Below are 26,249 nucleotides of genomic sequence, written 5' to 3'. Positions count from 1 at the left end.
CCAGGAATGGCTTTCTCGGACGTTTCACGCTGCTCAAGCACGGCCGATAGGTCGGGAACTTGCCACTGACGGGTTTGAAGGTGTTGCTGGAAGTGCTTAGGAGGCTTAGCCGAGCGAGCAGGCGACGATATCCACCGATATCCTTTCGTCGCAGCTGCACGTTCGGCGGACAATCATCGCCTACGAAAGCCTGAACCAGCTTGGCCAGCGGCGCGAATAGGCTGGACCTTGCTTGAATATCGATTCTGACCGTTGGATGATTCCTTGCGCGCGTTTTCGGAGACCGCCGGGCGTCGCAATCCGGCACGGCGCCGTCTTCGCAGGACCTTCATCGAAAACGGCGGAGCCATCGGGCGATGACGACCATCCATCAATTCACTGTGTCGGAAGGGCAGGAATGGGTGCTGCCCGTCGACGACAGTTTTTACGAGGAGTTCTTCGGCCTCGATGGACGCTCGCTGGAAGGCTGGGAGCCGCCGGTGATGCGGCGTGTCGAGGAAGGCGAACGGCTCTATTCCGATTTCCGGTGGCTCGGCGAGCATGCCCCGCTTTTGCGCCGGCCGGCCGTAGACGCGCTGGCGGCGGCGCTTCGCCCCTACGGCGAGTTGGTCCCGCTGCGCGGCGAGAAGGTCTGGCTGCTCAATGTCACGCATGTGATCGACGCGCTGGATGAGGCGCGGTCGCAGATCGTGCGGTTCGAGGACGGCGACATATTGGCGATCGAGCGCTACGCTCTCGACGCGGAGAAGATTGGCGGGGCGGAAGTGTTCAAGCTGCCGATGCGGGCTTCCCCGGTCTTTGTCGACGACATGTTCGTCGAGCGGGTGCGCAAGGCAGGACTGCGCATGGTATCGTTCAAGCCCGTATGGACTTCGGTCACGGCAGGTTGACACTTGACTGACCGAGCGCCGCTTGGAGCGCGGCGGGCAGGCATGGTATCGCAATGCCGGGAGGCGGCGATGCGTGTGATTTTCCGATGTGATCCGATGCTGGCGGAGCATTTGCCGCGCCCGGTGCCGGCGCGCGGCGTGCTGCCGGACTGGCTGCGCACGATGCCCGCCACCGCCTATTCGGCGATCCACGGCCGCGATATCCGCACGCTCAAGCAATGCCCGCCGGTGGTCGACGCGATGACTTACGGCTTCATGATCCTGCTGCCGTGCGACGTCATGGTCGACCAGGGCAAGTTTTCGTGGGACTGGAAGGTTCCGGAACCCGCCACCGGAAACCACCCGCGAGCGCCGCTGAGCTTCCACACGCCGGGGCAGCTCGCCGGCAGCCCGTTCGCCGCGCCTGGCCAGGCCGCGCTCAAATTCAACAGCTTCTGGACCATCGAGGTCGAGGATGGCTGGTCGCTCTATGCGACGCACCCGGTCAATCGCGAGGACCTTCCCTTCAGGCTGGTGACCGGCCTGGTGGATTCGGACCGGTTCAGCGATGGCGGCATCAATTTCCCGGCGATCTGGAAGGAGCCCGAATTCTGCGGCGTGCTCAGCAAAGGAACTCCGGTCGCGCAATGCTTCGCGGTTCCGCGGGCCGCGCCGCGGCTGGAATACGAAGTGTTCGACGAAAAACGCCAGGCCGCCTATGAACGGACGGTCGCGGATGTCCTGTCAACGCCGGGCGTCTACCGCAAGCGGTTCCGCGCCAGGCGCGGGCACTCCACCAGCGAGTGAATGACGCAGCGCATCCTCGTCGAGCCAGAGCCGGCCGCATGGCGCGGAGGTGAGCGCCATGGCGATGACGCCGAAGGTGGACGGGGCGAGACGATAGGCTCGCGAATAGGCCGCCATCGCCCCGTCGAGGTCGCCCGTTTCCTGCAGGACGACGCCGAGATTGACCGCGGCTTCCGCGGCATCCGGGCTCATCTCCAGCACATGCCGGTAGGCCTCGGCGGCGGCGTCGAACTTGCGCATGTCCTGGCGCACCAGCCCTAGGTCGAACCATTGCGCCGGATGCCCGCCGCCGGCGACGGCGCGTTCGAGGAAGCCTTCCGCCTCGGCAGGCACGCCGCGTTGCCTGGCCAGGCGTCCGAGGCGCGCCATCGCCTCCACGGATTTCGGATCGCTTTGCAGGACCTTTGTCCAGGCCGCGCCCGCGGCGGAAGCATCGCCCGCCTGATCGAGGGTGCGTGCCCGCTCGAGAAGGATTTCCGCCTGGGACGACCGCCTCGCGGCGCGATCCAGGAACTGCAACGCAGCATCGAACCGTCCCTCGGCCCGGGCGATCCTGCCTGCCAGGATCAGGGCGGGAACATTGTCCGGACGCGTGGCGAGGCTCGCCTCGATGCGTGCCCGGGCTGCCGGCAGGTCCGCCCTGGCGAACAATACAGCCGCCAGAAGGTGGCAAAGCGCGGAATCACCCGGATGCCGCTTCAGGCCAAGCTCGCACAGGTCCATCGCCTGGGCGTGGTCGCCGGAATTGAAGGCGGCCACGGCGCGGCGAACCAGATCCTCGCTGCTGGCTTGACCGGTGCTGGTCACTGAATTTGAAGCTCCTCTATGGTGGCGCGGACGCCCGGCTCAACGCAGGCGAGTGGTTTCGGCCCAGGTCTGGAAGATTGGGCCAGGAATTAGGGCCAACCTGCCTGACTTGGATGGTGCAATGCACGAACGGGATGGCCATTATAACCAGACGCTTTATAACGGGCGATCCGATTATGACCACCAAGGGGAGACGATGCGTTACATACGTCCGCTTTCAATCGAAGATGCCGTTGGCGAGCTCGCCAAGGCAGTAGGCCCGGCCGCGATCCTGGCCGGGGGCAGCGACCTTTTGGTGAGGATGAAGGGCGGCTTCATCGAGCCCGAGCTGATCGTCGACATCAAGGCAATCGGCGGCCTGGCCAATATCGCCGAGACGGCCGACGGTTTCCGGATCGGCGCCGCGGTGCCCTGCGCGGTGCTGGGCGAGAACAAGGCTCTCAAGCAGGCATGGCCCGGCGTGGTCGAGGCGGCCAACCTGATCGGCTCCAAGCAGGTGCAGGGACGCTGCACCATCACCGGCAATCTGTGCAACGCCTCGCCCGCCGCCGACAGCGTGCCGGCGCTGGTCGCGGCCGCGGCACAAGCAGTCGTCGCCGGCCCTTCGGGCAAGCGCACGATTGCCGTGGAAACCGTGCCGACCGGACCCGGCCGCACGTCTCTGGCCAAGGGCGAGATGATCGAGGCGATCCTGCTCGACAAGCGGCCTGAGCATGCGGGCGACGCCTATCTGCGCTTCATTCCGCGCACCGAGATGGACATCGCGGTGGTGAGCGCCGGCGTCAACCTGACGCTGGACGAGAAGGGCGCGATCAAGACCGCCCGCGTGGCGCTGGGCGCCGCGGCGCCCACGGTGCTGCTGGTCGAGGAAGCCGGGCAAGTGCTGGTCGGCTCGAAGCTCGACGAAGAGACGCTGGAGCGGCTGGCGAAGATCTGCTCCGGCGCCTGCCGCCCGATCGACGACAAGCGCGGCACCATCGAATTCAGACGGAAAGTCGCGGGCGTGCTGGCGCAGAGAGCCGCAACGACCGCCTACAAGCGTGCGGGAGGCAAATAATGGCCGGTATAGCTGTATCAACCACGATCAACGGCGACGCCGTCGAATATCTGTGCCAGCCCGACGAGACGCTGCTGGACGTGCTGCGCGACCGGCTGGGGCTGACCGGCGCCAAGGAAGGCTGCGGCACCGGCGACTGTGGCGCCTGCAGCGTCATCGTCGACGGCAGGCTGGTCTGCTCCTGCCTGGTGCTGGGCGCGGAAGCCGAGGGCCGCAAGGTCGAGACCATCGAAGGCATGGCGCATGGCGACCAACTGCATCCGCTGCAGCAGAAGTTTTTGGAGCACGCGGCCTTGCAATGCGGCATCTGCACGCCGGGCTTCCTGATCGCGGCCAAGGACCTGCTGGAGAAGAACCCCTCGCCCACCGAGGAGGAAATCCGCTTCGGGCTCGCCGGCAATCTCTGCCGCTGCACCGGCTATGACAAGATCGTGCGCGCCGTCCAGGATGCGGCAAACGTGATGAAGGGAGCGTAATCCATGAACTTCGATCCGCGCTACTCCGGACGCAATTTCTCTTCCGTCGGCACGCGCCCGATCCGCCCCGACGGCGTCGACAAGGTGACGGGACGCGCCCGCTACGGCGCCGACTTCAACATGGCCGGACAGCTGGTCGGCCGGATCCTGCGCAGCCCGCACGCGCATGCGGTGATCAAAAGCATCGACACCTCGAAGGCGGAAAAGCTCGCCGGCGTGAAGGCGGTGATCACGGCCAAGGACCTGCCGGACCTCACCGACGGCGATGCCGCCATGTACGACATCCTCGACAATTCGATGGCGCGCAAGAAGGCGCTCTATGACGGCCATGCGGTGGCCGCGGTGGCGGCGATCGACGCCCGCATTGCTCGCCAGGCGCTGAAGCTGATCGAGGTCGATTATGAGGTGCTGCCGCATGTGACCGATGTCGACGAGGCCGCGCACCACCACGCGCCGCTGATCAACGACCAGGTCTTCACCGAGGGGCTGGAGGAAAAGCCGGCAAAGCCCTCCAACGTCACCAAGCGCACGCAGTTCGGCCATGGCGATGTCCACAAGGGTTTCGCCGAGGCCGATTTCATCGTCGAGCGCTCCTTCAAGACCGAGCAGACGCATCAGGGCTATATCGAGCCGCATGCCTGCGTGGCGAGCGTCAACCCGGACGGCACGGCGGAGCTATGGGTGTGCACGCAGGGCCATTTCGTCTACCGCCAGCATTGCGCCCAGCTGCTTGGGCTCGAAGCCTCGAAGCTGCGCGTCACCTCGTCGGAGATCGGCGGCGGTTTCGGCGGCAAGACCCATGTCTGGGCCGAGCCGGTGGCGCTTGCCTTGTCGCGCAAGGCCGGCCGCCCCGTAAAGCTGGTGATGACCCGCGACGAGGTTTTTCGCGCGTCGGGCCCGACCAGCGCCACTTCGATCGACGTCAGAATAGGCGCGAGGAAGGACGGCACGATCACCGCGGCGGAAGCGACGCTGCGCTATAGCTGCGGCCCCTATGCCGGCTCCTGGGCCGAGATCGGCGCGATGACGGCGTTCGCCTGCTACAAGCTCGAGAACGTCAAGACGGTCGGCTACGAGGTGCTGGTCAACCGGCCCAAGACCGCGGCCTATCGCGCGCCCTCCGCGCCGATGGCGGCCTTCGCGGTGGAAAGCGCGGTGGACGAGCTCGCCAAGGAGCTCGGCATGGATGCGGTGGACTTCCGCATCAAGAACGCCGCGCAGGAAGGCACGCGCTCGTCCTACGGCCCGGTCTACGGGCCGATCGGCATCGGGCCGACGCTGGAGGCGGTGAAGAGCCACCCGCATATGAAGGCGCCGTTGAAAGCCAACCAGGGGCGCGGCATGGCCTGCGGCTTCTGGTTCAATTTCGGCGGCCAGACCTGTACGGATCTGAACATCGGCATGGACGGCACGGTCTCGCTGGCCGTCGGCACCGTCGATGTCGGCGGGTCCCGCGCCTCGCTGTCGCTGGTGGCGGCGGAGGAGCTCGGCATCGACTACGGCAATGTCAAGGCGATCGTCGCCGACACGTCCTCGCTGGGCTACAACGACATGACCGACGGCAGCCGCGGCACCTTCTCCTCCTCGATGGCGACGATCTCGGCCGCCCGCAACGCGATCAAGATCCTCAAGGATCGCGCCGCGCAGATGTGGGACATCCCGGTGGAGGACGTGACCTGGGAAAAGGGCCACGCCATCGCCAAGGGTGAGAAATACGGCAACCTGTCGCCGCTGTCGCTGAAGGATATCGCGGCCAAGTCGGGCACGACCGGCGGCCCGATCGCCGGCCATAGCGAGCTCGTCGCCGACGGCGCCGGCGTCTCCTTCGCCACCCATATCTGCGACATCGAGGTCGACCCCGAGACCGGCGCGACCAGGGTGATCCGCTACACGGTGGTGCAGGACGCCGGCAAGGCGGTGCACCCGACCTATGTCGAGGGCCAGTACCAGGGCGGTGCCGCGCAAGGCATCGGCTGGGCGCTCAACGAGGAGTATATCTACGGCAAGGACGGGCGGCTGCAGAACGCCGGCTTCCTCGATTACCGCATCCCGGTCTGCTCCGACCTGCCGATGATCGATACGCAGATCCTGGAAATCCCCAACCCCAACCACCCCTATGGCGTGCGCGGCGTGGGCGAAACCTCGATCGTGCCGCCGCTGGCGGCGATCGCCAACGCTGTGTCGAACGCGGTCGGCGTGCGCATGACCCATATCCCGATGTCGCCGCCGCGCATTCTCGCGGCGCTGGAGGCGGAACGAGAGGGCTGATGCCGAAAAGCGTGAAGCGGTTTTCGGCTCACATCCCCGCCCGATGAGGAGCCGGGCCTAATGGTCGAAGTCACCCTCTGGGGCTCGCTCAGCGCCGTCGCCGGCGGCAAGGCCAAGCACGAGATCGAGGCCAAGGACATCAGGGAGCTGTTCCGCAAGCTGGCGGAACAGTATCCCGGGATCGAGCCCTGGATCGACCGCGGGATCGCGGTGGCGATCGATGGGACGATCTACCGTGATACGTGGAGCAAGGAACTGCCGGAGGGGGCGGAGATATTTTTGCTGCCGCGGCTGGCTGGAGGGTGATGGGGACGCGCGTCCCCATAGGCCCTGCGCGCGGGAGACCAAAGCGTCCTCCGTTCGGATGGCTATAATTTAGCGTAAGCTGATATAACAATGTCAGCCGGCGCCCTGCGTCTAGTCCGTCCCCCCGCCGGTCAGGCCCGGCTCGTGGGCACCCCCCCGCTTTCGAGCTGGGCCGCTCATGATTATCGGGCGGCTATCGGTTTGGCCGGTCTTCGCGCACAACGTTGTAGAGAAGAAGCCCCGCGGTCAAAGACACAATGGCGCCGACCATGTCGTGGCCGGTCAGGCCCGAATAATACACAAAAGCAAATGCCAACTCGGCCATGATTCCACCTGAGTGTGTGATCCTTGCTGAGAGAACTTTTAGGGCACGCTAATGTTCCCATAGACGGCCATCCGATCGTTACGGTTTGCCGCTGTGCTTGGAGCCGACTATCGCCTCCAGGATCGCCTCGTATGCGCTTCCGACTTCCTCTTCAATCTCCTCCTCGGCGATACCTGCCGCCCTGGCATCGGCGAACAGCTTGGTCGTCAGCTCGGCAACCGAGACGACGTCCGCGCCCACATTGCCGCGCATCACATTATCGGTGATCCATCTGCCGAAGAACTCCGCGCCACGCTCGCTCATTTGCCCTGCTCTTTCAGAAAATGAGCTTCGCGAAGGAGCGACCCCCAGTCGGTTCCGATTGTCTCGATCAGCTCGCCGGCCTGCTCCTGGGTGATGCCGGTTTCCCTTGCCAGGCGTCCTGCAAGCAGTTCGAAGACAGCTTGGTCGCTCTCCCCCAAACTGCCTTCGCGATGCTGCAACGCCTCGAAGATCACCTCGAAAACGCTGTCGATTTCTTCGTTGATCTCGCTGGCCGCGATGCCTTCGCACTCGGCCGCCTTGATCATTTCGTCGGCCAGATCGGCAACTGCGACGGGGTCATCCGTCATCACGTTTGGCAGATGCTCCGCGATCCATCGGTCGAAGAAGTCGAGACCTCGCCTGCTCATGTGGCCATAAGCGCGCGGCCAACATTAGGTTCCGCTGATGAGGCCCTCTCTCCGACTGAGGTCCCATTCGCCAGCGCATTGGTCCGTCGCGTGAAACATAAGCCCTGCGATCTCATTAGGGCTGCGCTGACGAGCAATCAGTCCCTTCATCGTCAGTTGGCTGGATCGCCCGCCACCTGCTCCCAGGTGGTGGGCATCCGAAGAAAGAACAGGGGCTGGGGACAGAGGTGGACAATGTCGATTTCGGAGGAGTTGCGGGACGTGAGTCTTCGCTATGAATGCCCCAATTGCCGCCGGCCGATCATCAGGAACGGTTCATGGTTCAAGTCGGTGAGCACCTTCCGGTGCGATGCCTGCAAGACCAAGCTCAGGCTTGGCTATTCGGCCAAGCTGGCGCTTTTCGAACGCCACGGCAAGGCGGCGTTTTCGGGGGGTGTGTGACCTATGCGGATGAGTTCCCGCGAACCTTTTGGCGAGCAGCAGTTTCCTTTCCGAGAGCGGTGGGAGATGCCCCCGACGGCCGTAAACGACAACAGCGCGCTCCATCACCGCGATCTTTCCAATCTCGTCCCGGCCGATGACGGCCTTGCAAGGATCGCCGCGAAAGCGGAGCGGATGGGCATTGCGGCGGCCGTGGGCATCAGCCTTTTCATCGGGCCGGTCGTGTTCACGTGCCTGATGCTGAGCGTGTGGAACGCGGCGTTGGACAGCAACGGAGGCAAGCATGATCGAGACTTCCAGGATCCTGGAAACCAAGGTGGCGGGCTTGCAAGACAGGCTGAGGGAAGCCAAGCTCAGCATGGATGACATGCTGGCCTTTCAAAAGGTCGCGGACGTGCTGGACAATGGCCATGGCGGCATCGACGTCGACGACCTGATCGCGCTTTCGTTTGTGGTGGAGGAGGAAGGTTGAGGGCGTCACAGGGCTCGGTCCAAGCTGGCGGAAGTCATCCTCTGGGGCTCGTTCGGCGCCGGCGGCAAGGCCAAGCACGAGATCGAGGGCAGGGACATCCCGGGACGAGCCGTGGACCGATCGCGGGATTGCGGTCGCGATCTATGGGACGATTAATCGGGATACGTGGGGGAGGAGTTGCCGCCCGGGCGGAGATTTTTCTGCTGCCGAGGTTGGCGGGGGTTATGGGGGAAGGAGGCCGCCGTCAAGAAGCTTCGAGAGAAATAGGCGACGTCAGAATTCGAATTTCGGCGACGATGCCCGTTCTGCGCGTCGCCTCTTCTCGCGCTTTACATCCGAGTCAGTCACGGCGACGATTGGAGCAATGTATTTGTTGACATAAGACTGCGGCAAATGGTGCTCGGCGGCGCCTTCCTCGACGAAGTCCTTGTACCAAGTGTACGGGCTAAGTTTTTCGTCGATGGCATCTTCTGTCGCAAAGTAGGTCACGGCCTCTACGACGGAGCTATCCAAAGAAATGACGTTTATCATCGCGTCGTCATAGCCTTTTCCGAGACCCTCGGCAGTATCGAGGTCGGTCTTCTGTGAGCGGCGTATGCTATACAGCACGCCCACAACGACATCATCAGCATTCCCGGTAGCGTACGCGTTGCACTTGGAAGACTTATCGATACTGACCTTGTGAAACCGAAGTGCGTGGCCGACCAGAGTTGCAACGCCAAGCGGTCGGCAACTGGAAACACGGAATCGGAGTCGTTCCGAGGACATGTTCGACCCATATGCGAAATAGACGAAAGTGGCGGGATCGCCCATCATCTCATCCATCTCGCCCTCCTGTTCACGATATCTATGCAACGTCCGTGTCGGCGCGTCGTACTGGACCGAGGCGATGCGGTGGACGATCATCGAGTTGACGTCCAAACGAAGATCAGGCGCCATATATGGGAAGAAACCCGTCTCATCACCGGCACTTGGCGAGGCGATTAAAGCCGCGAAATCGGGAAGGTGGCTTTGTGCCTTTGGCTGGGGCTTCGGAATGGCTGTCTTCAGTGGCGGCCGCTGCGTTGTCTCCCACACAGAAATCCCATCGTCGAAATCGTCGTCAGTGGACCAACCCAGATGAACTTGGACTGTTGTACCCGCTGGAAGATCATACGGCTCAACATTCGCCGCTCGATGAAAAAGTACCAAGTTATGGCCGTTCGGCTTTTGCGCCGAGTCGAACAGGATTCCATCCAGTTGCGGCTTTACACTGGAGGCAAGGAACTCGGCGACAGCTTGCGTCACGAGATATTCGTCCTCCTCGTCGCGCGGCATAACGGGTCTACTGATTTCCTGGACGAGCCGTTCAAAGAACCGAGCTCGCCCCACCATTAAGTCAAAGCGCGGATCAAACTCGCTGACGGATGTATAGATACTAGCGAGGCGATTAAGGTCCAGCACGCGGAATTCGCGCAGCATTTGAAACCGGCCAATGACTACCTGACTGCCAACTGGCGCGCGGACTTCGGCTAGGCAGGTTTCGTCCTCGAGCGCTCCGTAGAGTACGGAGATGCCTTTGGCGTTCATGCGTCCGGCGCGGGCCACAGCTGTCGGCGGCGGGCCGAGTTGCGCAACTGGCTCTTTGAGAATTGTTTCGAGCTCGGCCTCGGAGAAGGCGATACGCCCGCGGTAGACGCGGTCATTTTGGTACCGGTGCCAATAGTTTGGATGACGGGCTCGCGCGACCAATTGGTCAGGGTCGTTAGATCGCCGAAGATCTCTTGGAGAGCATGGCGTGCTGTTTCGCTGAAATAGCGCGACCGGCTTCGAATCTCACTCCGGAAGAAACCCCAAGTTTCTTGGAAATTATAAATATCGGCCGGCCGCTCGATATAGCAGGTCTCGCTCCCGAACGGGTCGGAATAGCCGCCGTCATGCGCTGCCCATGCCGTCGTCTGCGAGATGTGTGCTCGAACGGCTTCGGCAATTGATTCCTCACAGTCGAGGAGATTGAGGATCAGGTCAACGACAGGCTGTCCATCGTCTGCACCATATTCGTCTTGGTGCGGACTGTAGTGGCTCTCAAGGACATCGCGAACACGTTGAGAGAGTGCATCGAGGGTGCACGCCTGGCGCCTCTTGCCGCAAAATTCGCAGAGTGCGCGTTTGGCTTCAGTACGAATCTCGTCGCTGAGATAGCTATCTCCGATGCATTTGTAGCAGACATTCACTATACGACGAGGCCCCCGATCGTACCGCCGCTGCCGGGGATCGCCAACTCGGTGTCGAACCCGGTGGACGTGCGCATGATCCACATCCCGATGTCACCGCGCCGAGGCGCAAGAAAGGTCTATACTTGCGTCGGACAGAACTGCCCGTAGAACTGCTAGACAACTTTTCGGGTGAACGTAGAGTCTTTGATCTTAAAAAAGACACGCGCCTTGTTGGTTGGGTTTCGGACTATGCGTACGTGGTGCTGGCCATTCGGAAAAAGCGCGGGCTCTAGCTGATTGTTGCCGAGAAAGCCCTGCCGGCGCTCGATCTTGTCCAAGATTTCCTGTCTATACCTCGTGATGAGCATCGACTCATGAATAACCAGAGTGTCTTTGCCATCGTAGCGACCGAGATAATCGATCAAATAGGTCGGAAGGGCGGATTCCCCAACAATCTTTTGAATGAGAAGCAGTGTCGCGACAGAGTGGGGTGCCGCGTTAGCCAGTGAATCAAGGGTGACGTCCCAATCGAACATGGAAAACGACATTTCACCCTTGTCCACCTGAACCGTGGTTTGGTCTATGCTAGAAGGCGCTGCTACGGCGATGCGCCGGTCGCCCACCCACGCCGGTGCCTCCATCCTGTTCTCAATCGATTTCAATGAGAGCCTATGGAAGACAAAGCAACGCTGCCAATCGTTGTAGAGATTTTGGGGAATAGATAGCTCAAAATGTTCAAGATATTTGTTTCTGGCGCCAAACATTCTAGCGCGCTGGATGTATGTGTCCTGCTGAAGCTTGTTTGCCACGTCCCGTGTAAAGAACATCGCTAGCAGATTGTCAAATGTCACTCCCCGCGAAACAACGTTCCCGCCCACGTAAAACGTAAAGGGTGAACTTGGCTTTGTCGCACTACCAGTCAAGGCGTTTCTATCCCTAGTACTATTGAGGACGAAAAGCCGAGAGCGCGAAATGTTAGTGACCACGTACTTGGCCAAAGCGTTTGCAGAATCTTGCGGATAGAGTTCTCGAGCGACGTCGAACGCTTCCTTTGCCAGCGCTTGGAAAATCGGCCCGCTGTTAGCACGGAGATCCTGTATTAGCCTTTCGATTGTCGCCGTATCCACTTCATGTTGCGCCTTCTTACCACTGGTGTGGAACAACATTGAATAGTTGCCTTGGGTATCGCCCAGGTTGAGATGGGCTACCGTTACGCAAAACCGAATTATGGCCGTGCGCGCCTCCGACTCTACGCCGCCATTTGCAAGCCATACCCTGCGGTATCCGACTGGCGCCTGCAAATTCTCAGGGAAAAAGGTGTCTTGCCCGGTATAATGGGAGTGGGCTGGGAATCGGACCCAGTGCTCTGGCTTGTTGTCGAATGTGTGGTTCAGATTCAGGCGCGCGGGCGTCGCCGTTACACCGATATAGATACCGTTCTGGCCAATCAGCGTATCGATGTATTCGTTGATCGGTGTTCTACCACCGCTGTTAATCTTGGAGTTTGGTGAGGCAAAATCGGCCTCGTCGTCAATAATCACAAGCGACTGTACACTCTGACCGTTTTCGCGGGCGTCGTCGATGGCCTCGAGCAATTTGGCTAGATTGCGACCATTTTTCTTGCAGAAGATGATGGCTTCGCTATCGAACACGCCCTTCTTGATTGCCTCGACCGAGTTCATGGGAGCCGGGGAAAGCCCAGACGATCCAAAGCGCTCAAGATTTTGAGCAAGGAGGTCAACGCTGTCGTTCATAAGATGGACTATGATCTTATGGCCGGTGTCTAGCAGCTTTGCTGTTAGGCAGATCATCATCTCGGTTTTGCCGCTTTGCGGATCCCCATAGATTACAAACGCGGTCTTTCCGCCGCTAGCAAGTTTTTTTAGAGCATCCTCTACCGCAGCTTGGACAAATTTTGTCTCAAGGCCTTTGTCCCGCATGATCTGCAATTGGTTTTCATAGCGGTTTTTGAGGGATGCGGCGTCAGTAATTGCCCCTAGGTCGAATATTTCTCTGTCCACAAAAATCCCCAATTAAACCCCGAATCACTTATTGATAGATTGATCCAAGTTTCTAGTTATATTTCATTGCGGCAGCATACGTCGGCAATGCTCCATACAGATCGACAATTAGTTAAGGTGCTGCTTGTGAAAAATCAAGATGACCTCTCGCCTCATACGCTTCCCAAGCTGATCAGAAGTCAGTGGCAAATATCGGTTTGCGTCTGGTAGGTCTCGCTCCAAACGGCTCTCAACCAACAATCCGGATTGCTTCCCAGCCTTCATCACGGCGCCTGCGTTGTCGATGTAGACACCACGCAGGCATGAATTACCAATGACGAATGTCGCCTGCCCGCCCGGTTTCAGCACACGCGCAACCTCGGCCATCAGGCGACGTAGGTCCTGAACATACCGATCTATCATGTTGCTGAAGCGGGAAGGCAACTGCTCGGTCGTTCCAATTGCTGCGCGGATGCTCATGAATTCCTCTGCGCTGTCCGATTGATCCGGACGACGCTCTGCACCGATGCTGTTAGACCGGATGCCTCGCAATTCCGGCAGCGAATGTCCCAGCCAAACGAGGGCCAACCGGTGGCCGCGCAGGTAGTCAATGGCATTTAAATATGGCGGTGAGGTAAATACCGCGTCGACCGTCTGGTCGCCCACAGCGGCCATCGATCGAGCGTCTCCGCGAGACACATCGACACCACCCTTCGGTGGCTCAGCCTCGAGTTTCTTGGTGATCGAGTTTGCGGCAAGTTCAAAACCACGCCAGACATCGAAGCCGGATGTCTCGGAGACCTTGTGCGGACGACTATGAGAAACGTCCCGGGCAAGGGAGGCACCGTTGTCCTTCGTCACAATGATACGGCTGAGCGCTAGGCTGGCTATATCCAATGCTGCTGCATCATTTCCGCTGAGCCTCTGCTCGCGATAATGATGAAGGACCGCAGCTATTTTTCGCAGATGACATCTCTGCCGATCTGCGAACCAAAACCGGGTAAAGGCTTCCGTTTCGGCGTCAGCATCGATCCAGTCCAGACAAACGTCCTCTGAAAGAGTGCGTGCTTCAGTAATCACTTCTGTGACCAATGCTCTTGACACATCGTTCGCCTGCGGTGACGTCCAGGTGCGGGTCATCAATACGGCCAAAGGATCCATGTCCAAACCAATCGCTCGTAGCCCGTTGTCCGATGCCTGCCGACAGACTGTCCCCGACCCAGTCATTGGATCGAGCACCACGTGCCCGTGACTCAATCCCGAAAGGCCATGCAAGGCTAGTTCAGGTGCCATGCGGGCAGGAAATGGATGTATCGTTTTAGCCACCACGAACCCCGAATCTGTTTCGTCTCAGATTTAGTTTGATCACAAGTTATTGAAATTCTGAAGTATTGCCCGGACGAAATTTGAGATCAAGTCGGGATCGGTTGGGCCGACTATCCATAGCAACAACCGACCACAGGTAATTGGCCAGCCGACGACGCGTAATGCAGGCGCCGGACCGTGCATCATAACTTCCTTAGCCAAGGGACGGCTCATGCAATCCCTGAGTGTTTTTGCAAATGTTCTGTTCAGCCGCGGCAACGCCCATGCCCCTCTTCATGGCATAGTTTCGCCTCATCATGATATGCACAGTGCCGCCACATTTACGGGGAACTCGGGTTTCCCGGTCACCCAAATGCCAATATGACCATTGCCCAGTCCTCTGGCGGTCTACCGACCTGCCTCGCTCATCACCACCCCTCACACCCCCAGCGTCGGTTGCGTATTCACCTCCAGCGCCTCTTCCGCCTTGTCCTCCTCGCCAAGCACCTCGCCCTTCACCGGCAACGCCTGCCCTATCCAGATCGGGTCGATCAGGTGGTCGCGCTTGGGGTTGGTGGTGTTGGGGTGGATGAGGATGCTGAGGCCGCCGTGGTTCAGCATCAGCCAGGGGACGAGCGTGGCGAAGATCTCGGTGGCGAAGGAGACCTGGTACATGGCCTGCTCGTGCGGGCCGACCGGCTCGTCGCGCCAGTTGCCGAGGCGCACGCGAAAACGCTCGCCGATGCGCTGGCGCAGCCATTCGGCGTGCCGGCGCTGCGCCTCATCGCCGTAATAGATGTGGGCGTGATAGCTGGCGATTTCCGAAAGCGGTCTCGGATCGTGCGGCCTGGCTTGGTTCATCGCGATGCTCCCCTCGATGGTCCCAGTCTGTCGTGCGGAACTCTAGGCGGTTCTTCGGTTCATGGAAACGGCGAGCCGCTCTACAGACTGTTCAGTGCGGGCGCGTTTGGCCGTAATCGCAGACGCTGGCCCCGCCCCGTCTCGGCTTCGCCGATCCACATTTCCAAGCGGCTGGCCTTTGGCGATAGCGTGCATGGAAGCTTGGCGCATGCATTGTCTTATGGAGCGCTGGTCGACCCCCACTCCGTCTCGGCTTCGCCGAGCTCCCCCGATCGACGGGATAGAGGAAAGGCGCCAAGCTTTTTGCGTCAACGCTCGTCCAGCAACGCTCCCTTCCTTTCCCTCCGGAGGGGGGAAAGGTGGCGCTGCGAAGCAGCGACGGATTGGGAGCTGGCAATCAAGCCTCGGCCTGATCAGGCGCGCCAGTCACAGAAGATGTGCATAGCGTAGCCCATTTTGTGGGGCGAGGAACCCAGGCTTGCGAAGGCCGCGCTTGGCGATTGGCGGAGCGGGGAAGCGCCGCTGGCGATTACGCACAACGTCAGAGTGCCCTATCCCTTATCGCCACCGCTGCCCCACAGCGCGCGCTGCAGCAGGCCCGGCGCGCGCTTCCTCGGCGCAAGCTCGACATCGCTCACCAGCCGCGCCCCGCCCTCACGTCTCTCCAGCGTGATCTTTCGCGTGTGGAAGGCTTCCAGCTCGGCCCGGTGGGCGACGCTGATGATGGTGACCTGGGGCAGCACCTTGATCACCGTCTGCATCATCTTGTCCTGGCTCTTCTCGTCCAGCGCCGAGGTCGCCTCGTCGAGCACAACGATGTCCGGCGCGTGCAGCAAGAGGCGAGCAAAGGCGAGACGCTGCTTCTCGCCGCCCGACAGCGTCTGGTCCCAGGGCGCCTCTTCCTCCAGCCGGCTCTTCAGATAGTTCAGGCCGACCTTGTCGAGGGCCGCATTGATCTCTTTCGTCTTCCAGTTCTCGGCGGCGGCGGGATAGGCGGTGGCGCGGCGCAGTGTGCCGGACGGGATGTAGGGGCGCTGCGGCAGCATGAAGAGGCGCTTGCCCGGGTGGAAATCGACGCTGCCGCTGCCCCAGGGCCAGAGGCCGGCGATGGCGCGCACCAGCGTCGACTTGCCCGAGCCGGATTCGCCCGAGACCAGCACGCGCTCGCCGGGCTCGATCTCCACCTCGGTTTCCTTGACCACGGCGGTGCCGTCGTCGAGCGTCACGGAAACATTGTTGAGGCTGAGCATCGCGCCGTCCGCGGTCTCGCCGCGCTGGATGCGGCCGAGCTTGTCGTTCTCCTCGGCGCGCTCCAGCCCGTCCAGCGACATCATCAGCGAGGCGATGCGGTGGGCCGAGGCGTTCCAGTCGGCCAGGCGCGGATAATTGTCGACCAGCCAGCCGAAGGCGCCCTGCACGATGGCGAAGGCGGAGGCCGCCTGCATCACCTGGCCCAGCGTCATCGAGCCGTCGAGGAATTTCGGCGCGCACAGAAGCACCGGCACCACCGGCGCGAACAGGCTGGAGCCTTGCGAGACCAGTGCCGTGCGCATGTGCTGGCCGGTGAGCCGCGCCCAGCGGCCGAGCACGCCGGCGAAGGTGCGGTCGATGCCGGCATTCTCCTCCTCCTCGCCGCCCAGCAGCGCGATGCTCTCGCCATTCTCGCGCACGCGCGTCAGCACGTAGCGGAACTCGGCCTCGGCCTGGTTCTTGTCCTCGGAAAGCTGGACGAAGCGGCGGCCGATGGCGAACATCGAGGTCGAGGTGATCGCTGCGTAGATGACCGCGGTGACGACGAGGAAGCCGGGCACGGTGATGGTGGAACCGCCCAGCGAAAAGCTCAGCGCGCCGCCGATCGTCCACAGCACGACGATGAAGGTCGAGGCCGACAGGAAGGCGTTGAGGACGCCGGCGATGAAGTCGACCGGCGATTCGGTGGCGATGCGCAGGTCCTCGGTCAGCCGGGCCTCCGGGTTGGCATGGTCGCCCTTGACGAGGTTGAGCTGGTAGTAGCGGCCGCTGGCCAGCCAGCGCTGGATGACGGCCGTGGTCAGCCAGGAGCGCCAGCGGCGCTGCATTGTCATGCGCAGGTACACTTGCGCGACCACCAGGCTGATGCTGCCGGCGACCAGCGGCAGGAAGACGGCGCTCAACCAGTAGACGGTATGCGCGTCGCGCAGCTCGATGGCATCGAAGATCGCACGGTTCCAGCGGTTGATGCCGTATTGAAAGCCGACATTGACGCAGATCAGCGTGAGCAGCCCGATCGTCAGCGGCCAGGCCAGCCTGTCGCCGCGCAAACCCCAATAGCCGCGCCCGCTGATCCAGAAGCGCCGCAGCAGATATCTCTTGCGCGCCCGCACGGCCTCCTCGGGCGAAAGCTCGGGATCCGGCTCGATCGCCTCGGGCGGCGGCGACCCGGCATGGCCGATGGCTTCCGGCGCGGCGTCGGCGGATGCCTTTTCTTCGGCCTCGCCGGCCTGCGGCTTGCGTTGCTGTGCCTTATCGTCTTTCAGCCGGTCTTCGTGCCGTGTGTCTTCCCGCGGCCTCTCGGCGCGCGGCTTCGGGGCGCCGCGCGGTTCCGACTGGCGCGGCTTGTCCTGGCGCGGCGGCGCCGAACGCGGCTTGCTTGCACCGCGCTGCGTGGCGCTGTCGGCCGGTTTCGGTTTGTGCTTGGCCGGGGACATCGCGCCACAACGGCCCAAAAATCAAAAGGTTTCACGCGTGCCGGCAATCGGCTAAGGCGGCGCTGCCCCCTCTCAGTCTCGGCTCCGCCGAACCACCTCTCGGGGGCAAGGAAACCTGCGGTCTTCCCGGCGGCGCCCGAGACATAGGTTCGGGAATTCGTCGATGGACCATTTGAATTGATCGGCATGGCACGGCGCGAGAAAAACCCTATCGTGTTTGGTGTGACCCGCAAGCCGATCGGAGCGCCAACCCATGACCCTGACCAATCGAGACATCGTCGAGCTCACCGAATGGCGGCGCAAGCTGCACCGCCAGCCGGAAATCTCGAACGAGGAGGAAAGGACCGCGAAAGAGGTGGTGAATTTCCTCGCCGATACCGGGCCGGACAAGGTGCTGACCGGGCTCGGCGGCCATGGCGTGGCGGCGGTCTATGACAGCGGGCAGGCCGGCCCGACGGTGCTGTTCCGCTCGGAGCTCGATGCGCTGCCGATCGAGGAGCTTTCGGGTGTCGCCCATGCCTCGCAGGTGCCGGGCAAGTCGCATATGTGCGGCCATGACGGGCACACCGCGATCCTGGCCGCGCTCGGCCGCCAGTTCGGACGCGAGAGGCCGGCGCGCGGCCGCGTCGTCTTGATGTTCCAGCCGGCCGAGGAAACCGGCAATGGCGCGGCCGGGGTCGTTGCCGACCCGCGCTTTGGCGAGATCCAGCCGGACTTCGCGTTTTCGCTGCACAACCTGCCGGGCGTGCCCTTCGGCGAGGTGCGGCTGAAGGCCGGCACCGTCAACTGCGCCTCGCGCGGCATGCGCATCGTGCTCGAGGGCAAGACGGCGCATTCCTCAATGCCGGAGACCGGCGCCTCGCCGATGCCGGCGATAAGCGAGCTGATGCCGGCGCTGCCCGCGCTCGGGCGCGGGACCTTCACCGACGAGGATTTCGGCATGGTGACCGTCACCCATTGCGCGATGGGCGAAGCCGTGTTCGGCATCGCGCCAGGCTATGCCGAAGTGTGGGCGACGCTGCGCACCCGCCGCGACGAGCGCATGGCCGAGCAGGTCGCCGCGGCGGAGGCGCTCGCGGCAAAAATCGCCGCCAGGCACGGCCTTGCCGTGCGTTTCGACTATCACGAAATCTTCCTCGCCAGCGTCAATGCGCCGGACGCGGTCGAGCATCTCAACCGCGCGCTCGACGAGGAAGGCATTGCGCGCAGCGAAGCGGCGCTGCCGATGCGCGCCTCGGAGGATTTCGGCATTTTCGGCCACAATGCGAGGTCGGCGATGTTCTTCCTCGGCGCCGGCGAAAGGCACCCTTCCCTGCACAACCCCGACTATGATTTCCCGGATGATCTTATCCCGATCGGCTCGCGGATCTTCATGCGCGCGGCGCGCAATCTTTTGGGCTGAGCGGACGCCGACGATGACCTGTCCGAACGACGCCGATCGCCATGCCGCCTAGTGTCGGGTCCGATTTCTTTGCCCGCGACGCGGTTGTCGTCGCGCGCGCCCTGATCGGCGCCAGGCTTGGGCTCGCCGGCGCCGGCGGGATCATTGTCGAGACCGAGGCTTACCGGCCCGACGACCCCGCATCGCACAGCTTTCGCGGCCGCACGCCGCGCAATGGTCCGATGTATGGCGCGCCTGGCACCGCCTATGTCTATCGTTCCTACGGGCTGCATTGGTGCCTGAACGCGGTGTGCCTGCCGGGCAGCGCGGTGCTGATCCGCGCCATCCAGCCGCAATCCGGCATCGCCGCGATGCGCGAGCGGCGCGGAACGGATGACGACCGGCTGCTCTGCTCCGGTCCCGGCAAGCTCTGCCAGGCGCTGGGCATCGACGGTTCGCATAACCGGCTCTCGCTTACCGCGCCACCGTTCGAGTTCGCCCGTTCCGAGGCCGACCCGGCCGCGATCCTCGCCGGTCGCCGGATCGGCCTCACCAAGGGCGTGGAAGCCGAGTGGCGATTTGGCCTCGGCGGATCGGCCTATCTCAGCCGCAGGTTCTGAGCCGCAACCTTATCCATTCCCTGTCCCCGTCACGGATCATTCGCGGCCAGCGCGCGTTTGAAGACAGATGACGGAGGATCGGACAATGGCGACCGACAAATACGAACGCATCAAGCGCCGCGCCTACGAGATCTGGCAACGCGGCGGCGAAGCGAATGGCCAGGACGAGGAGCACTGGCGTCAGGCTTGCGAGGAAATCGAGCGCGAGGACAACGGCTTGGGCGAACAGCCGGGTGCTGCGATGCCCGGCGCGGTCACGATACCGGCCGGCCATCCGGACCGGTCGGCGGCCGAGGCGCTGGCGCGCAAGGCCCTGGCAAATCGTCCGGACAGGCCGGCCGCCGACGATCCGGCGCCGAAGAAGCGCAGCCGGCGCAAAGGCTGACCCGGCCATGGTCAAAAATGTCGAACAGGCATTGGACGACGCGTTGCTGGCCATGCGCATGCTGCGCAAGTCGATCGTCGATCACGGCCATCTGGAAGCGATGGCCGATCTGGATGCCGTGATGGAAACCGCGATTGCCGCCGCGGAGCAAAAACGCATCGACATCGAGCGGGCAAAGTCGACATGAGCAGCGATGCGGCCGCGGGTCTCGGCGGACCGATCGTCCTGTCTCGGCCGCGGGCTCAAACTTCCCTGCTGTCGAAGAGGAACATCTGGATGCCCGATTCATCGGGCGCGTAACGCCGGCGGTCCGCCCCGGCCGCCTTTCCCTGCGGGCTTGCGAACGCCTTTTTCATCGCTTCGAGATCGTCAAAATAAAGCGTCCCGATCAGGTAGACATCGGATGGTCCGGCCACCACCGTGATCGGCCCCTGGCTGACCTCGTATTTCCTCAGACCCGGGATCTTCTTGGCCAGCGGTATGTGCGTCTCGAAATAGTGCTTATCGAACGCCTTGGCATCAGCCGGCTGCTTGTAGATGACGACCATTCCAGCCATTGCGGTTCTCCTTCTTCGTTGGAACGGAACCAAGGACGAAATGGTGGGGGCAAACGGAACGGGACGTTGAAAAAAATCTCGGGAGCGCCGAAGGTCGACGATGGCGGCTGTCCCGCCCTGCCCGTTGCTTTTCGCCGCTATCTCGGTTGTGCGAAGGAGCCTTCTGTGTTCTCTCCGCCTTGAATTAGCAGGGACTCAAACGATGAGGATTGCGGTGGTCGTGGCGCTCAGCGCGGCAGCGGCGGGATGCGTGTCCTCTGCCGCCGATAATGGCGCTTCGCTGTCGCAGCAGGATCCGAAATGGGCATCGCCGGAATGCCGGCAGGCCTGCGCCGCGGCATCGGACTATGCCCAGCGCGAGAAGGACCATCCCGGCTGGGGGTTCGGTGTGCTTCTTGGCCCTTACAGCATGGCGATGGTGGCGGCGGTCAAGGAGCATGAGCACCAGCAGCGACGGCTTCTTGCCCGCCAGATGCACCTGCAATGCTCGAGCCAGCCGCTGCCGAAGGAACTCGATTTCGATCCGGCAAGCTACGCGCCGAAAAAAACGCATTATCCATAGAGGAAGGACCTCGGGTTCCGGTTATTCTGGCCGCTCCGCCGCGGCCTTGCCGTCGAATGCATAAGTGAGGATCGCCACACCCGTCGCGGTCGCGATCTGGCCGGACAGCTTCAGCGTTGAGGGCGCCTGACCCGGCTCGAAAAGGCGCGAGCCTGCGCCCAGCACCAGAGGGTGGACCATCAGCACCATCTCATCGACAAGCCCGTGCCGCATCAGCGCGCGCAGCAGCTTGCCGCTGCCGAACACAATCAGCGCCTTGTCGTGACCTTGCTTGAGCGCGCGCACCGTCTCCCCGGCATCGCCGGCAAGCAGCGCCGAATTCTCCCAGCGCGGCTGATAGCTGGCGTCATGCGAGGCGACGAACTTCCGTGCGCCGGTCAGCGCCCTGGTCATCGGGCTGGCCGGCTGACGAACAGCCCAGGCTTCGTGAAGATCCTCATAGGTCGTGCGGCCGGCGAGCAACGACCAGCCGCCGGCCATGGCGCGGCCAATGACTTCCTGCATCTTCGGGTCGCTGCCTGGATTGCCCCAACCGCCGTGCGCAAAACCATTGCGAGTGTCCTCGTCGGCGCGCCCCGGCGCCTGGAAGACGCCGTCCAGCGTCACGTGCTCGATGGCGACGATGCTTGCCATTTCAGCCTTCGTTCCAGGCTTTCAGCAGCGGCCCGTCGCCGCCGAAGAGCGGATCGTTGTCGGGCCGGCCGACCTTCGGGATCGTGCGCAGCGCCTCGGCGTGCTGTTCGGGGCTCCGGCATAAATCATAGGTGCCGAAGGGCGGATAGGCGCCGACGACCAGAAGATCGGCCGAGCCGGACAGGCGCTGATGGCCGGTGCCGGCCGGCAGAACCGCCACGTCGCCCGCCTTCACCTCCAGCACCTTGCCCTTGTCGCCGCCGAAGCGGACCTCGGCGGTGCCGCGCGCGATGCCCAGCACCTCGTGAATGCGCGAATGATAGTGGACGAAGCCGTAGATGCCGTTGCGCCAGCTGTCGCCCCAGCCATTGGCGCCGAAAATACCCTCGAGGACAGCAGCCGGATCGCCCTCGTCCGGCAGCTGCACGGCGCCGGGATAGACGAGCATGGGCCAGCGCGGATGGTTGGGCACCAGGCCGTCATCGGTGAAGCGGAAGGCGAGCGGTTCCTGTTTGTTGACAGATTGTGCCATCCTTGCGGTTTCCTGCATGATCTTAATCGGACCTAACGGTTTCCCGCGGGTTTTGCTCCGGCCAGTCTGAGGAGGTCACAATGGCTGCATTTCGTCTTTCGGCAATCGGCCTTTTTGCATCGGCACTTGCCTTTACCGCCGTAGCCGCCGGCAACGCCAAGGCGGCGCCTGCGACCGCAATCGCGGCGCCTGCGCAGGACCTCCACAAGCTATGCCGCCAGGTGAAAAACGACGACACCGTCCGCCCCTATTCGCATGCGCTTCACGCCGGCACCGTCAAGGCGTTCAACAAGCTGTTTCCGCAGGCCAAGAGTGCGCCGCAGGAATCGGAGCTTGCGACGCAAGCCAACTATCGCTGCATGAACGGCGAGCTGCTGGCCTGCTTCGTCGGCGCCAACCTGCCCTGCGCGAAGATGAACGCCGCGCGCGACAATCCCGGCGCGGACGAGTTCTGCAGGACCAACCCTAATGACGACGTCGTGCCGGCTTTCGCGACGGGACACGACGCCGTCTACGCCTACAAATGCGTGGATGGCAAAGCGGTGATCACCGGCCAGCCATGGGTCCTCGACAAGCGCGGCTTCGCCAAAAAATTGTGGGCGGTGGTTCCGGAGCGCTGAGACGGTTCAGCGCCCGACCGGCGCCTAGGGCCGGATGATTTCAGGTCGAGTCGACCTGAAATCATCCGGCTCTAAATCAAAGAGATAGAGCATGATGTCGTCCGAAAACCGCTCCACACTTTTCGGCATCATGCTCTAGACCTCGAGCATGACCTTGATGGAGCGGCGCTCGTCCATGGCGCGGTAGCCTTCGGCCACCTCGGCCAGCGGCAGCTTGAGGTCGAAGACCTTGCCTGGCTTGATGCGGCCTTGCAGCACGCGCCCCATGAGGTCGGGCAAGAAGCGGCGTACCGGCGCGGGGCCGCCGAGCATGCGCTTCTGGCCGAAGAAGAGTTTCTGGCCATCGAAGCTTACGCCATGCGGCACGCCGACATAGCCGATCGTGCCGCCGGGCCGCGAGCAGGCCAGCGCCTGCTCGAAGGATTCCGCCGTCCCGACGCATTCCAGCACCGAATCCGCACCCACCCCCTTGGTGAGCTCCTTAATGCGCGCAACGCCTTCCTCACCGCGTTCGGCCACGATGTCGGTCGCGCCGAACTCGTGTGCGAGTTTCTGGCGGCTCGGGTGGCGGCTCATGGCGATGATGCGCGCGGCGCCCATCTCCTTGGCCGCAAGCACGCCCATCAGGCCGACGGCGCCGTCGCCGACGACCACGACCGTCGAGCCTTCGCGAACCTCGGCGGCATCGGCGGCGTACCATCCGGTGCCGAGAACGTCCGACACCGCCAACAGGTCGGGAATAAGCTCGGCCGGCGGAACCTCGGACGTCGCCACCAGCGTCCCATCGGCCAGCGGCACGCGGGCGTAAGGCGCCTGAGCACCGCTCATGAACTCACGCTGCTCGCAGGACGACTGGAAGCCGAAGCGGCAATGCGGGCAGGTGTTGTCGGAGAGGCAGAAGGAGCCGACGACGAACTGTCCGGGGCGGACATTGCGCACCTCCGCCCCCACCTCGACCACGATGCCGCAATACTCATGACCCATGTGCTGCGGCCCGTCGACCGGCTGCAGCCCGCGATAGGGCCAGAGGTCCGAGCCGCAGATGCAGCTCGCCGACAGCTTGATGATGGCGTCCGTCGGACGCAGGATTTTCGGGTCGGCGATGTCCTCGCAGCGGATGTCGCCGGGCTTGTGTAGAATGGTTGCGAGCATTTTTGCTTTCCTTTCGTCGATGGGATCAGGCGCCGTAGTCGGCGTCGCCGACATGTTCCAGCCAATCCACGACCTTGCCGTCCTTGACCTCCTGGAGGGCGAAGTGGGTCATGGCGGTCTCGGGGGATGCGCCGTGCCAGTGTTTTTCCCCGGGCGCGAACCAGATGACGTCGCCGGGCCGGATCTCCTCGACCGGGCCACCCTCGCGCTGCACGCGGCCGAGGCCGGAGATGACGATCAGCGTCTGCCCCAGTGGATGCGTGTGCCAGGCGGTGCGGGCGCCGGGCTCGAAAGTCACCTGCGCCCCCTGCACCCGGGCGGCATCGAAGGGATTGAAGAGCGGGTCGATCCGCACCGTGCCGGTGAACCAGTCGGAGGGGCCCTTGCCGGAAGGCCGAGAGCCTGCGCGAAGAATGTTCATGGTGATCTCCTTTGCGTCGTCAGATGCGCTCTATGTGAAGCGGGAACTCGCCGCGCACATGCAGCGCCTGTTCGCCCTCGTCGAAGCGGCCGAGCCTGATCAGCCCGGGATGGCGATAATCGGCGTAAAACATCGCCAGATTGCCCCAGGGCATGAAGTAGCAGAGGTCGTAAGGCTGCTCGTTGCCGAACGGACCGCTGCCCTCCTCGGTCAGCTTGCGCGGCAGATAAGCGATCTTCTCGTTGTGGGCGTAGTCGCTGACGATGAGATGGAGCGGCAGCATGGAAAAGAAATCCCGCGCCGACGGGTTGTTGTAGAGCGTGGCCGTCATGATACGGCCGTCGAAGGCCATCCTGATCCGCATGTCGGTCGGCTCCTGGTTGGCCGGGTCCCTGCCCTGTTGACTGTTGGCCGCTCCCGGCGGGACAATGGTTGCAAGCGCGGCACAAAGCAGCGTTCGTCGGCTGATCGGTCGTCGCTTGGTCAATGGCGGCCCCCGCTTTTCGTCGCCGCGAAGGCCAAGAGCGCCGAGCCGAGAAGAAGGAATGCGCCGAGCGCGAAGGGGCTCCACCAGCCGGCGCTGTCGAACAGCAGTCCGCCGGCGAACGCGCCGAAGGTGATGGCGAACTGGATCAGCGCGACCTGCAGTCCTCCGCCCGCTTCAAGATCGTTGGGGATCGTTTTGGTCATCCAGGTGTTCCAGGCGACGGGGACCGGCGTGCTGAACAGGCCCCAGACGACCAGCAGGGACGCAGTCGCGATGGCGAACGGACCGAGCGCGATCAACGAAAGCGCGATGATCGCCAGGACCGTCGGCAGGCCGATCAGCACCGCGCCGAGATGCGTGCGAAGAATGAAGCCGACGAGCGAGGTGCCGACCAGGCCTGCAAGTCCCAGACCGAGCAGGAGCATCGACAACGTGTTCACGTCGAGGCCGGTGACGCCTTCGAGGAACGGGCGCAGATAGGTGGAAAGCGCGAACTGTCCCATGAAGGCGAGCGTGGTGGCGGCCATGCCTACGGCGAACATACGATTGCCGAGCAGGCCAAACATTTTGCCGACCGACGCCTGCTCATTGGCGGGCATCTTGGGCAGGACGGCAAGCTGCCAGACGATCGCGAAGAGGCCGATCGGAACGACGACGAAGAAGGCGCCGCGCCAGCCGACCAGGCCCCCGAGAAAGCTTCCGAGCGGCGCAGCGATCACCGAGGCGAAGGCGGTTCCGCCCTGCAGCATGGCGATCGCCCTGGGCAGGTCGGCGCCAGGCACGATGCGCGCCAGGACAGCGGTCGACAGAGACCAGAAGCCGCCGATCGAAACGCCGATCAGTGCTCTGCCGAGCATGAAGACCACGTAGTTCGGCGCAAAGGTGACCGCCAGGCCGGAGACCACGAGGACGGCCGTGTAGAGGACAATGACGGTCCGCCGGTCCAGCCGCGACAGCAGCGCATTGCCGAACAGGCTGGTGAGGACCGCGAAGATGCCGGAGACGGAGATCGCCTGGCCGGCCTGCCCCTCGGAAATGGCGAGCTCATTGGCGATGGGAGTCAGCAGGCTGACCGGCATGAACTCCGACGCCACCAGCACGAAGGTCAGCAGAGACAGACACGCCACCGCCCCCCAGGCGCTCGGTTCCTTCACCAGTTGGGCTTTCGCCAATTGGCTGTCGTAGGTCGTATCCATGGGCTGCGGCTCGTCGTCGAGCCCTCCAGTCATTTCGCTGGCGGCTATATAAATCACCGGCACTATCCGGATTAGCCGTTGCAATCTGCATGGACTTATCCATTCTTGATATGAATTGACGAATGGTGGCCTTGAGACGCCGCGGCTTGAGCGAGC

The 26,249-nt window shown here is 62.9% G+C and carries 31 protein-coding genes; 14 read left to right on the top strand and 17 right to left on the bottom strand.

The window, feature by feature from the left end; all coding sequences use genetic code 11:
• Positions 1-356 precede the first annotated feature (356 nt).
• Both FJ419_RS27265 and FJ419_RS27260 read left to right on the top strand, forming a co-directional pair.
• Positions 357-890 carry a DUF1629 domain-containing protein gene (locus FJ419_RS27265; RefSeq protein ID WP_140700374.1) on the top strand — a complete coding sequence of 178 codons (534 nt, stop codon included), beginning with the start codon at positions 357-359 and terminating at the stop codon, positions 888-890.
• A gap of 69 nt (positions 891-959) precedes the next feature.
• On the top strand, positions 960-1,676 hold the full coding sequence (locus FJ419_RS27260) for a hypothetical protein (RefSeq protein ID WP_140700373.1): 717 nt from the start codon (positions 960-962) through the stop codon (positions 1,674-1,676).
• Here the strand turns inward: FJ419_RS27260 and FJ419_RS27255 are convergent.
• Positions 1,614-2,483, bottom strand: a complete 870-nt coding sequence (locus FJ419_RS27255; RefSeq protein WP_140700372.1) for a tetratricopeptide repeat protein — start codon at positions 2,481-2,483, stop codon at positions 1,614-1,616. The two genes, FJ419_RS27260 and FJ419_RS27255, sit on opposite strands and share 63 nt — an antisense overlap.
• 196 nt (positions 2,484-2,679) lie before the next feature.
• Here FJ419_RS27255 and FJ419_RS27250 point away from each other — a divergent pair, with 196 nt between their 5' ends.
• The 4 genes from FJ419_RS27250 to FJ419_RS27235 are packed head-to-tail and all read left to right on the top strand — an operon-like array spanning position 2,680 to position 6,590.
• Positions 2,680-3,540, top strand: coding sequence for a xanthine dehydrogenase family protein subunit M (locus FJ419_RS27250; RefSeq protein ID WP_140700371.1), 861 nt, complete (start codon positions 2,680-2,682; stop codon positions 3,538-3,540).
• The gene (locus tag FJ419_RS27245) at positions 3,540-4,016 is read left to right on the top strand and encodes a (2Fe-2S)-binding protein (RefSeq protein WP_095768250.1); all 477 of its coding nucleotides are present in this window, start codon (positions 3,540-3,542) and stop codon (positions 4,014-4,016) included. Before FJ419_RS27250 ends, FJ419_RS27245 begins: the two co-directional genes overlap by 1 nt.
• 3 nt (positions 4,017-4,019) lie before the next feature.
• A complete protein-coding gene (locus tag FJ419_RS27240; protein ID WP_140700370.1) occupies positions 4,020-6,284 on the top strand; it encodes a xanthine dehydrogenase family protein molybdopterin-binding subunit in 2,265 nt (754 codons plus the stop codon).
• Positions 6,285-6,344: 60 nt separating this feature from the next.
• The gene (locus tag FJ419_RS27235) at positions 6,345-6,590 is read left to right on the top strand and encodes a MoaD/ThiS family protein (protein WP_095768248.1); all 246 of its coding nucleotides are present in this window, start codon (positions 6,345-6,347) and stop codon (positions 6,588-6,590) included.
• Between the two features lie 193 nt (positions 6,591-6,783).
• Here the strand turns inward: FJ419_RS27235 and FJ419_RS31505 are convergent, their stop codons facing one another.
• The 3 genes from FJ419_RS31505 to FJ419_RS31320 form a co-directional block, all read right to left on the bottom strand.
• The gene (locus FJ419_RS31505; protein WP_281405771.1) at positions 6,784-6,915 is read right to left on the bottom strand and encodes a hypothetical protein; all 132 of its coding nucleotides are present in this window, start codon (positions 6,913-6,915) and stop codon (positions 6,784-6,786) included.
• A gap of 78 nt (positions 6,916-6,993) precedes the next feature.
• On the bottom strand, positions 6,994-7,218 hold the full coding sequence (locus FJ419_RS27230; RefSeq protein WP_140700369.1) for a DUF768 domain-containing protein: 225 nt from the start codon (positions 7,216-7,218) through the stop codon (positions 6,994-6,996).
• Positions 7,215-7,529, bottom strand: coding sequence for a hypothetical protein (locus FJ419_RS31320; RefSeq protein WP_246679408.1), 315 nt, complete (start codon positions 7,527-7,529; stop codon positions 7,215-7,217). The genes FJ419_RS27230 and FJ419_RS31320 overlap by 4 nt, the downstream gene beginning before the upstream one ends.
• A gap of 318 nt (positions 7,530-7,847) precedes the next feature.
• On the opposite strand from FJ419_RS31320, the gene FJ419_RS27220 reads away from it, so the two are divergent.
• On the top strand, positions 7,848-8,027 hold the full coding sequence (locus FJ419_RS27220) for a hypothetical protein (protein WP_246676305.1): 180 nt from the start codon (positions 7,848-7,850) through the stop codon (positions 8,025-8,027).
• Positions 8,028-8,310: 283 nt separating this feature from the next.
• The gene (locus FJ419_RS27215; protein WP_140631864.1) at positions 8,311-8,499 is read left to right on the top strand and encodes a hypothetical protein; all 189 of its coding nucleotides are present in this window, start codon (positions 8,311-8,313) and stop codon (positions 8,497-8,499) included.
• A gap of 273 nt (positions 8,500-8,772) precedes the next feature.
• On the opposite strand, the gene FJ419_RS27205 is transcribed toward FJ419_RS27215, so the two are convergent.
• The 6 genes from FJ419_RS27205 to FJ419_RS27180 all read right to left on the bottom strand — a co-directional run bounded on the left by FJ419_RS27205 (position 8,773) and on the right by FJ419_RS27180 (position 17,547).
• A complete protein-coding gene (locus FJ419_RS27205; RefSeq protein WP_140700368.1) occupies positions 8,773-10,068 on the bottom strand; it encodes an RES domain-containing protein in 1,296 nt (431 codons plus the stop codon).
• Positions 10,065-10,712, bottom strand: a complete 648-nt coding sequence (locus FJ419_RS27200) for a HEPN-associated N-terminal domain-containing protein (RefSeq protein WP_140700367.1) — start codon at positions 10,710-10,712, stop codon at positions 10,065-10,067. The genes FJ419_RS27205 and FJ419_RS27200 overlap by 4 nt, the downstream gene beginning before the upstream one ends.
• 155 nt (positions 10,713-10,867) lie before the next feature.
• Positions 10,868-12,715, bottom strand: coding sequence for a Z1 domain-containing protein (locus FJ419_RS27195; RefSeq protein ID WP_246679407.1), 1,848 nt, complete (start codon positions 12,713-12,715; stop codon positions 10,868-10,870).
• A 108-nt stretch (positions 12,716-12,823) separates the two neighbouring features.
• A complete protein-coding gene (locus tag FJ419_RS27190) occupies positions 12,824-13,834 on the bottom strand; it encodes a class I SAM-dependent methyltransferase (RefSeq protein WP_246679406.1) in 1,011 nt (336 codons plus the stop codon).
• A 603-nt stretch (positions 13,835-14,437) separates the two neighbouring features.
• Positions 14,438-14,860 carry a DOPA 4,5-dioxygenase family protein gene (locus FJ419_RS27185; protein ID WP_140700365.1) on the bottom strand — a complete coding sequence of 141 codons (423 nt, stop codon included), beginning with the start codon at positions 14,858-14,860 and terminating at the stop codon, positions 14,438-14,440.
• 551 nt (positions 14,861-15,411) lie between these two features.
• Positions 15,412-17,547, bottom strand: a complete 2,136-nt coding sequence (locus tag FJ419_RS27180) for an ABC transporter ATP-binding protein/permease (RefSeq protein WP_140700364.1) — start codon at positions 17,545-17,547, stop codon at positions 15,412-15,414.
• A gap of 253 nt (positions 17,548-17,800) precedes the next feature.
• On the opposite strand from FJ419_RS27180, the gene FJ419_RS27175 reads away from it, so the two are divergent.
• From FJ419_RS27175 to FJ419_RS27160, 4 genes are all read left to right on the top strand, one after another.
• Positions 17,801-18,949, top strand: a complete 1,149-nt coding sequence (locus FJ419_RS27175; protein WP_140700363.1) for an amidohydrolase — start codon at positions 17,801-17,803, stop codon at positions 18,947-18,949.
• A gap of 41 nt (positions 18,950-18,990) precedes the next feature.
• Positions 18,991-19,548: a DNA-3-methyladenine glycosylase gene (locus tag FJ419_RS27170; protein ID WP_140700362.1), complete on the top strand. Its 558-nt coding sequence runs from the start codon at positions 18,991-18,993 to the stop codon at positions 19,546-19,548.
• Between the two features lie 85 nt (positions 19,549-19,633).
• Entirely contained in the window at positions 19,634-19,933 is a 300-nt protein-coding gene (locus FJ419_RS27165; RefSeq protein ID WP_181170824.1) for a DUF2934 domain-containing protein, read from the top strand.
• Between the two features lie 7 nt (positions 19,934-19,940).
• Complete coding sequence (locus FJ419_RS27160) at positions 19,941-20,120, top strand: hypothetical protein (protein WP_140631886.1); 180 nt, start codon at positions 19,941-19,943, stop codon at positions 20,118-20,120.
• A gap of 55 nt (positions 20,121-20,175) precedes the next feature.
• Here FJ419_RS27160 and FJ419_RS27155 read toward each other — a convergent pair whose 3' ends face one another.
• The gene (locus tag FJ419_RS27155; protein WP_348642830.1) at positions 20,176-20,481 is read right to left on the bottom strand and encodes an EthD family reductase; all 306 of its coding nucleotides are present in this window, start codon (positions 20,479-20,481) and stop codon (positions 20,176-20,178) included.
• Positions 20,482-20,692: 211 nt separating this feature from the next.
• On the opposite strand from FJ419_RS27155, the gene FJ419_RS27150 reads away from it, so the two are divergent.
• A complete protein-coding gene (locus FJ419_RS27150; RefSeq protein ID WP_140541712.1) occupies positions 20,693-21,052 on the top strand; it encodes a hypothetical protein in 360 nt (119 codons plus the stop codon).
• A gap of 21 nt (positions 21,053-21,073) precedes the next feature.
• Here the strand turns inward: FJ419_RS27150 and FJ419_RS27145 are convergent, their stop codons facing one another.
• Together FJ419_RS27145 and FJ419_RS27140 are read right to left on the bottom strand one after the other, a co-directional pair.
• The gene (locus tag FJ419_RS27145; protein ID WP_140700359.1) at positions 21,074-21,685 is read right to left on the bottom strand and encodes a dihydrofolate reductase family protein; all 612 of its coding nucleotides are present in this window, start codon (positions 21,683-21,685) and stop codon (positions 21,074-21,076) included.
• A 1-nt stretch (position 21,686) separates the two neighbouring features.
• The gene (locus tag FJ419_RS27140) at positions 21,687-22,217 is read right to left on the bottom strand and encodes a cupin (protein WP_140700358.1); all 531 of its coding nucleotides are present in this window, start codon (positions 22,215-22,217) and stop codon (positions 21,687-21,689) included.
• A gap of 80 nt (positions 22,218-22,297) precedes the next feature.
• On the opposite strand from FJ419_RS27140, the gene FJ419_RS27135 reads away from it, so the two are divergent.
• Positions 22,298-22,837 carry a hypothetical protein gene (locus FJ419_RS27135; protein ID WP_140700357.1) on the top strand — a complete coding sequence of 180 codons (540 nt, stop codon included), beginning with the start codon at positions 22,298-22,300 and terminating at the stop codon, positions 22,835-22,837.
• Between the two features lie 135 nt (positions 22,838-22,972).
• Here FJ419_RS27135 and FJ419_RS27130 read toward each other — a convergent pair whose 3' ends face one another.
• The 4 genes from FJ419_RS27130 to FJ419_RS27115 are packed head-to-tail and all read right to left on the bottom strand — an operon-like array spanning position 22,973 to position 26,093.
• Entirely contained in the window at positions 22,973-23,989 is a 1,017-nt protein-coding gene (locus FJ419_RS27130; RefSeq protein WP_140700356.1) for a zinc-dependent alcohol dehydrogenase family protein, read from the bottom strand.
• A gap of 25 nt (positions 23,990-24,014) precedes the next feature.
• Positions 24,015-24,410 carry a cupin domain-containing protein gene (locus tag FJ419_RS27125; protein ID WP_140700355.1) on the bottom strand — a complete coding sequence of 132 codons (396 nt, stop codon included), beginning with the start codon at positions 24,408-24,410 and terminating at the stop codon, positions 24,015-24,017.
• A 19-nt stretch (positions 24,411-24,429) separates the two neighbouring features.
• The gene (locus FJ419_RS27120) at positions 24,430-24,864 is read right to left on the bottom strand and encodes a cyclophilin-like fold protein (protein WP_246679409.1); all 435 of its coding nucleotides are present in this window, start codon (positions 24,862-24,864) and stop codon (positions 24,430-24,432) included.
• A gap of 29 nt (positions 24,865-24,893) precedes the next feature.
• Positions 24,894-26,093: an MFS transporter gene (locus FJ419_RS27115; RefSeq protein WP_140700398.1), complete on the bottom strand. Its 1,200-nt coding sequence runs from the start codon at positions 26,091-26,093 to the stop codon at positions 24,894-24,896.
• Positions 26,094-26,249 lie beyond the last annotated feature (156 nt).

It is taken from the genome of Mesorhizobium sp. B2-6-2 (assembly GCF_006440615.1).
Lineage (GTDB): Bacteria > Pseudomonadota > Alphaproteobacteria > Rhizobiales > Rhizobiaceae > Mesorhizobium.
The sequence above is the reverse complement of the archived record's forward strand: the minus strand, read 5'-3'. Positions and strand labels throughout refer to the sequence as shown.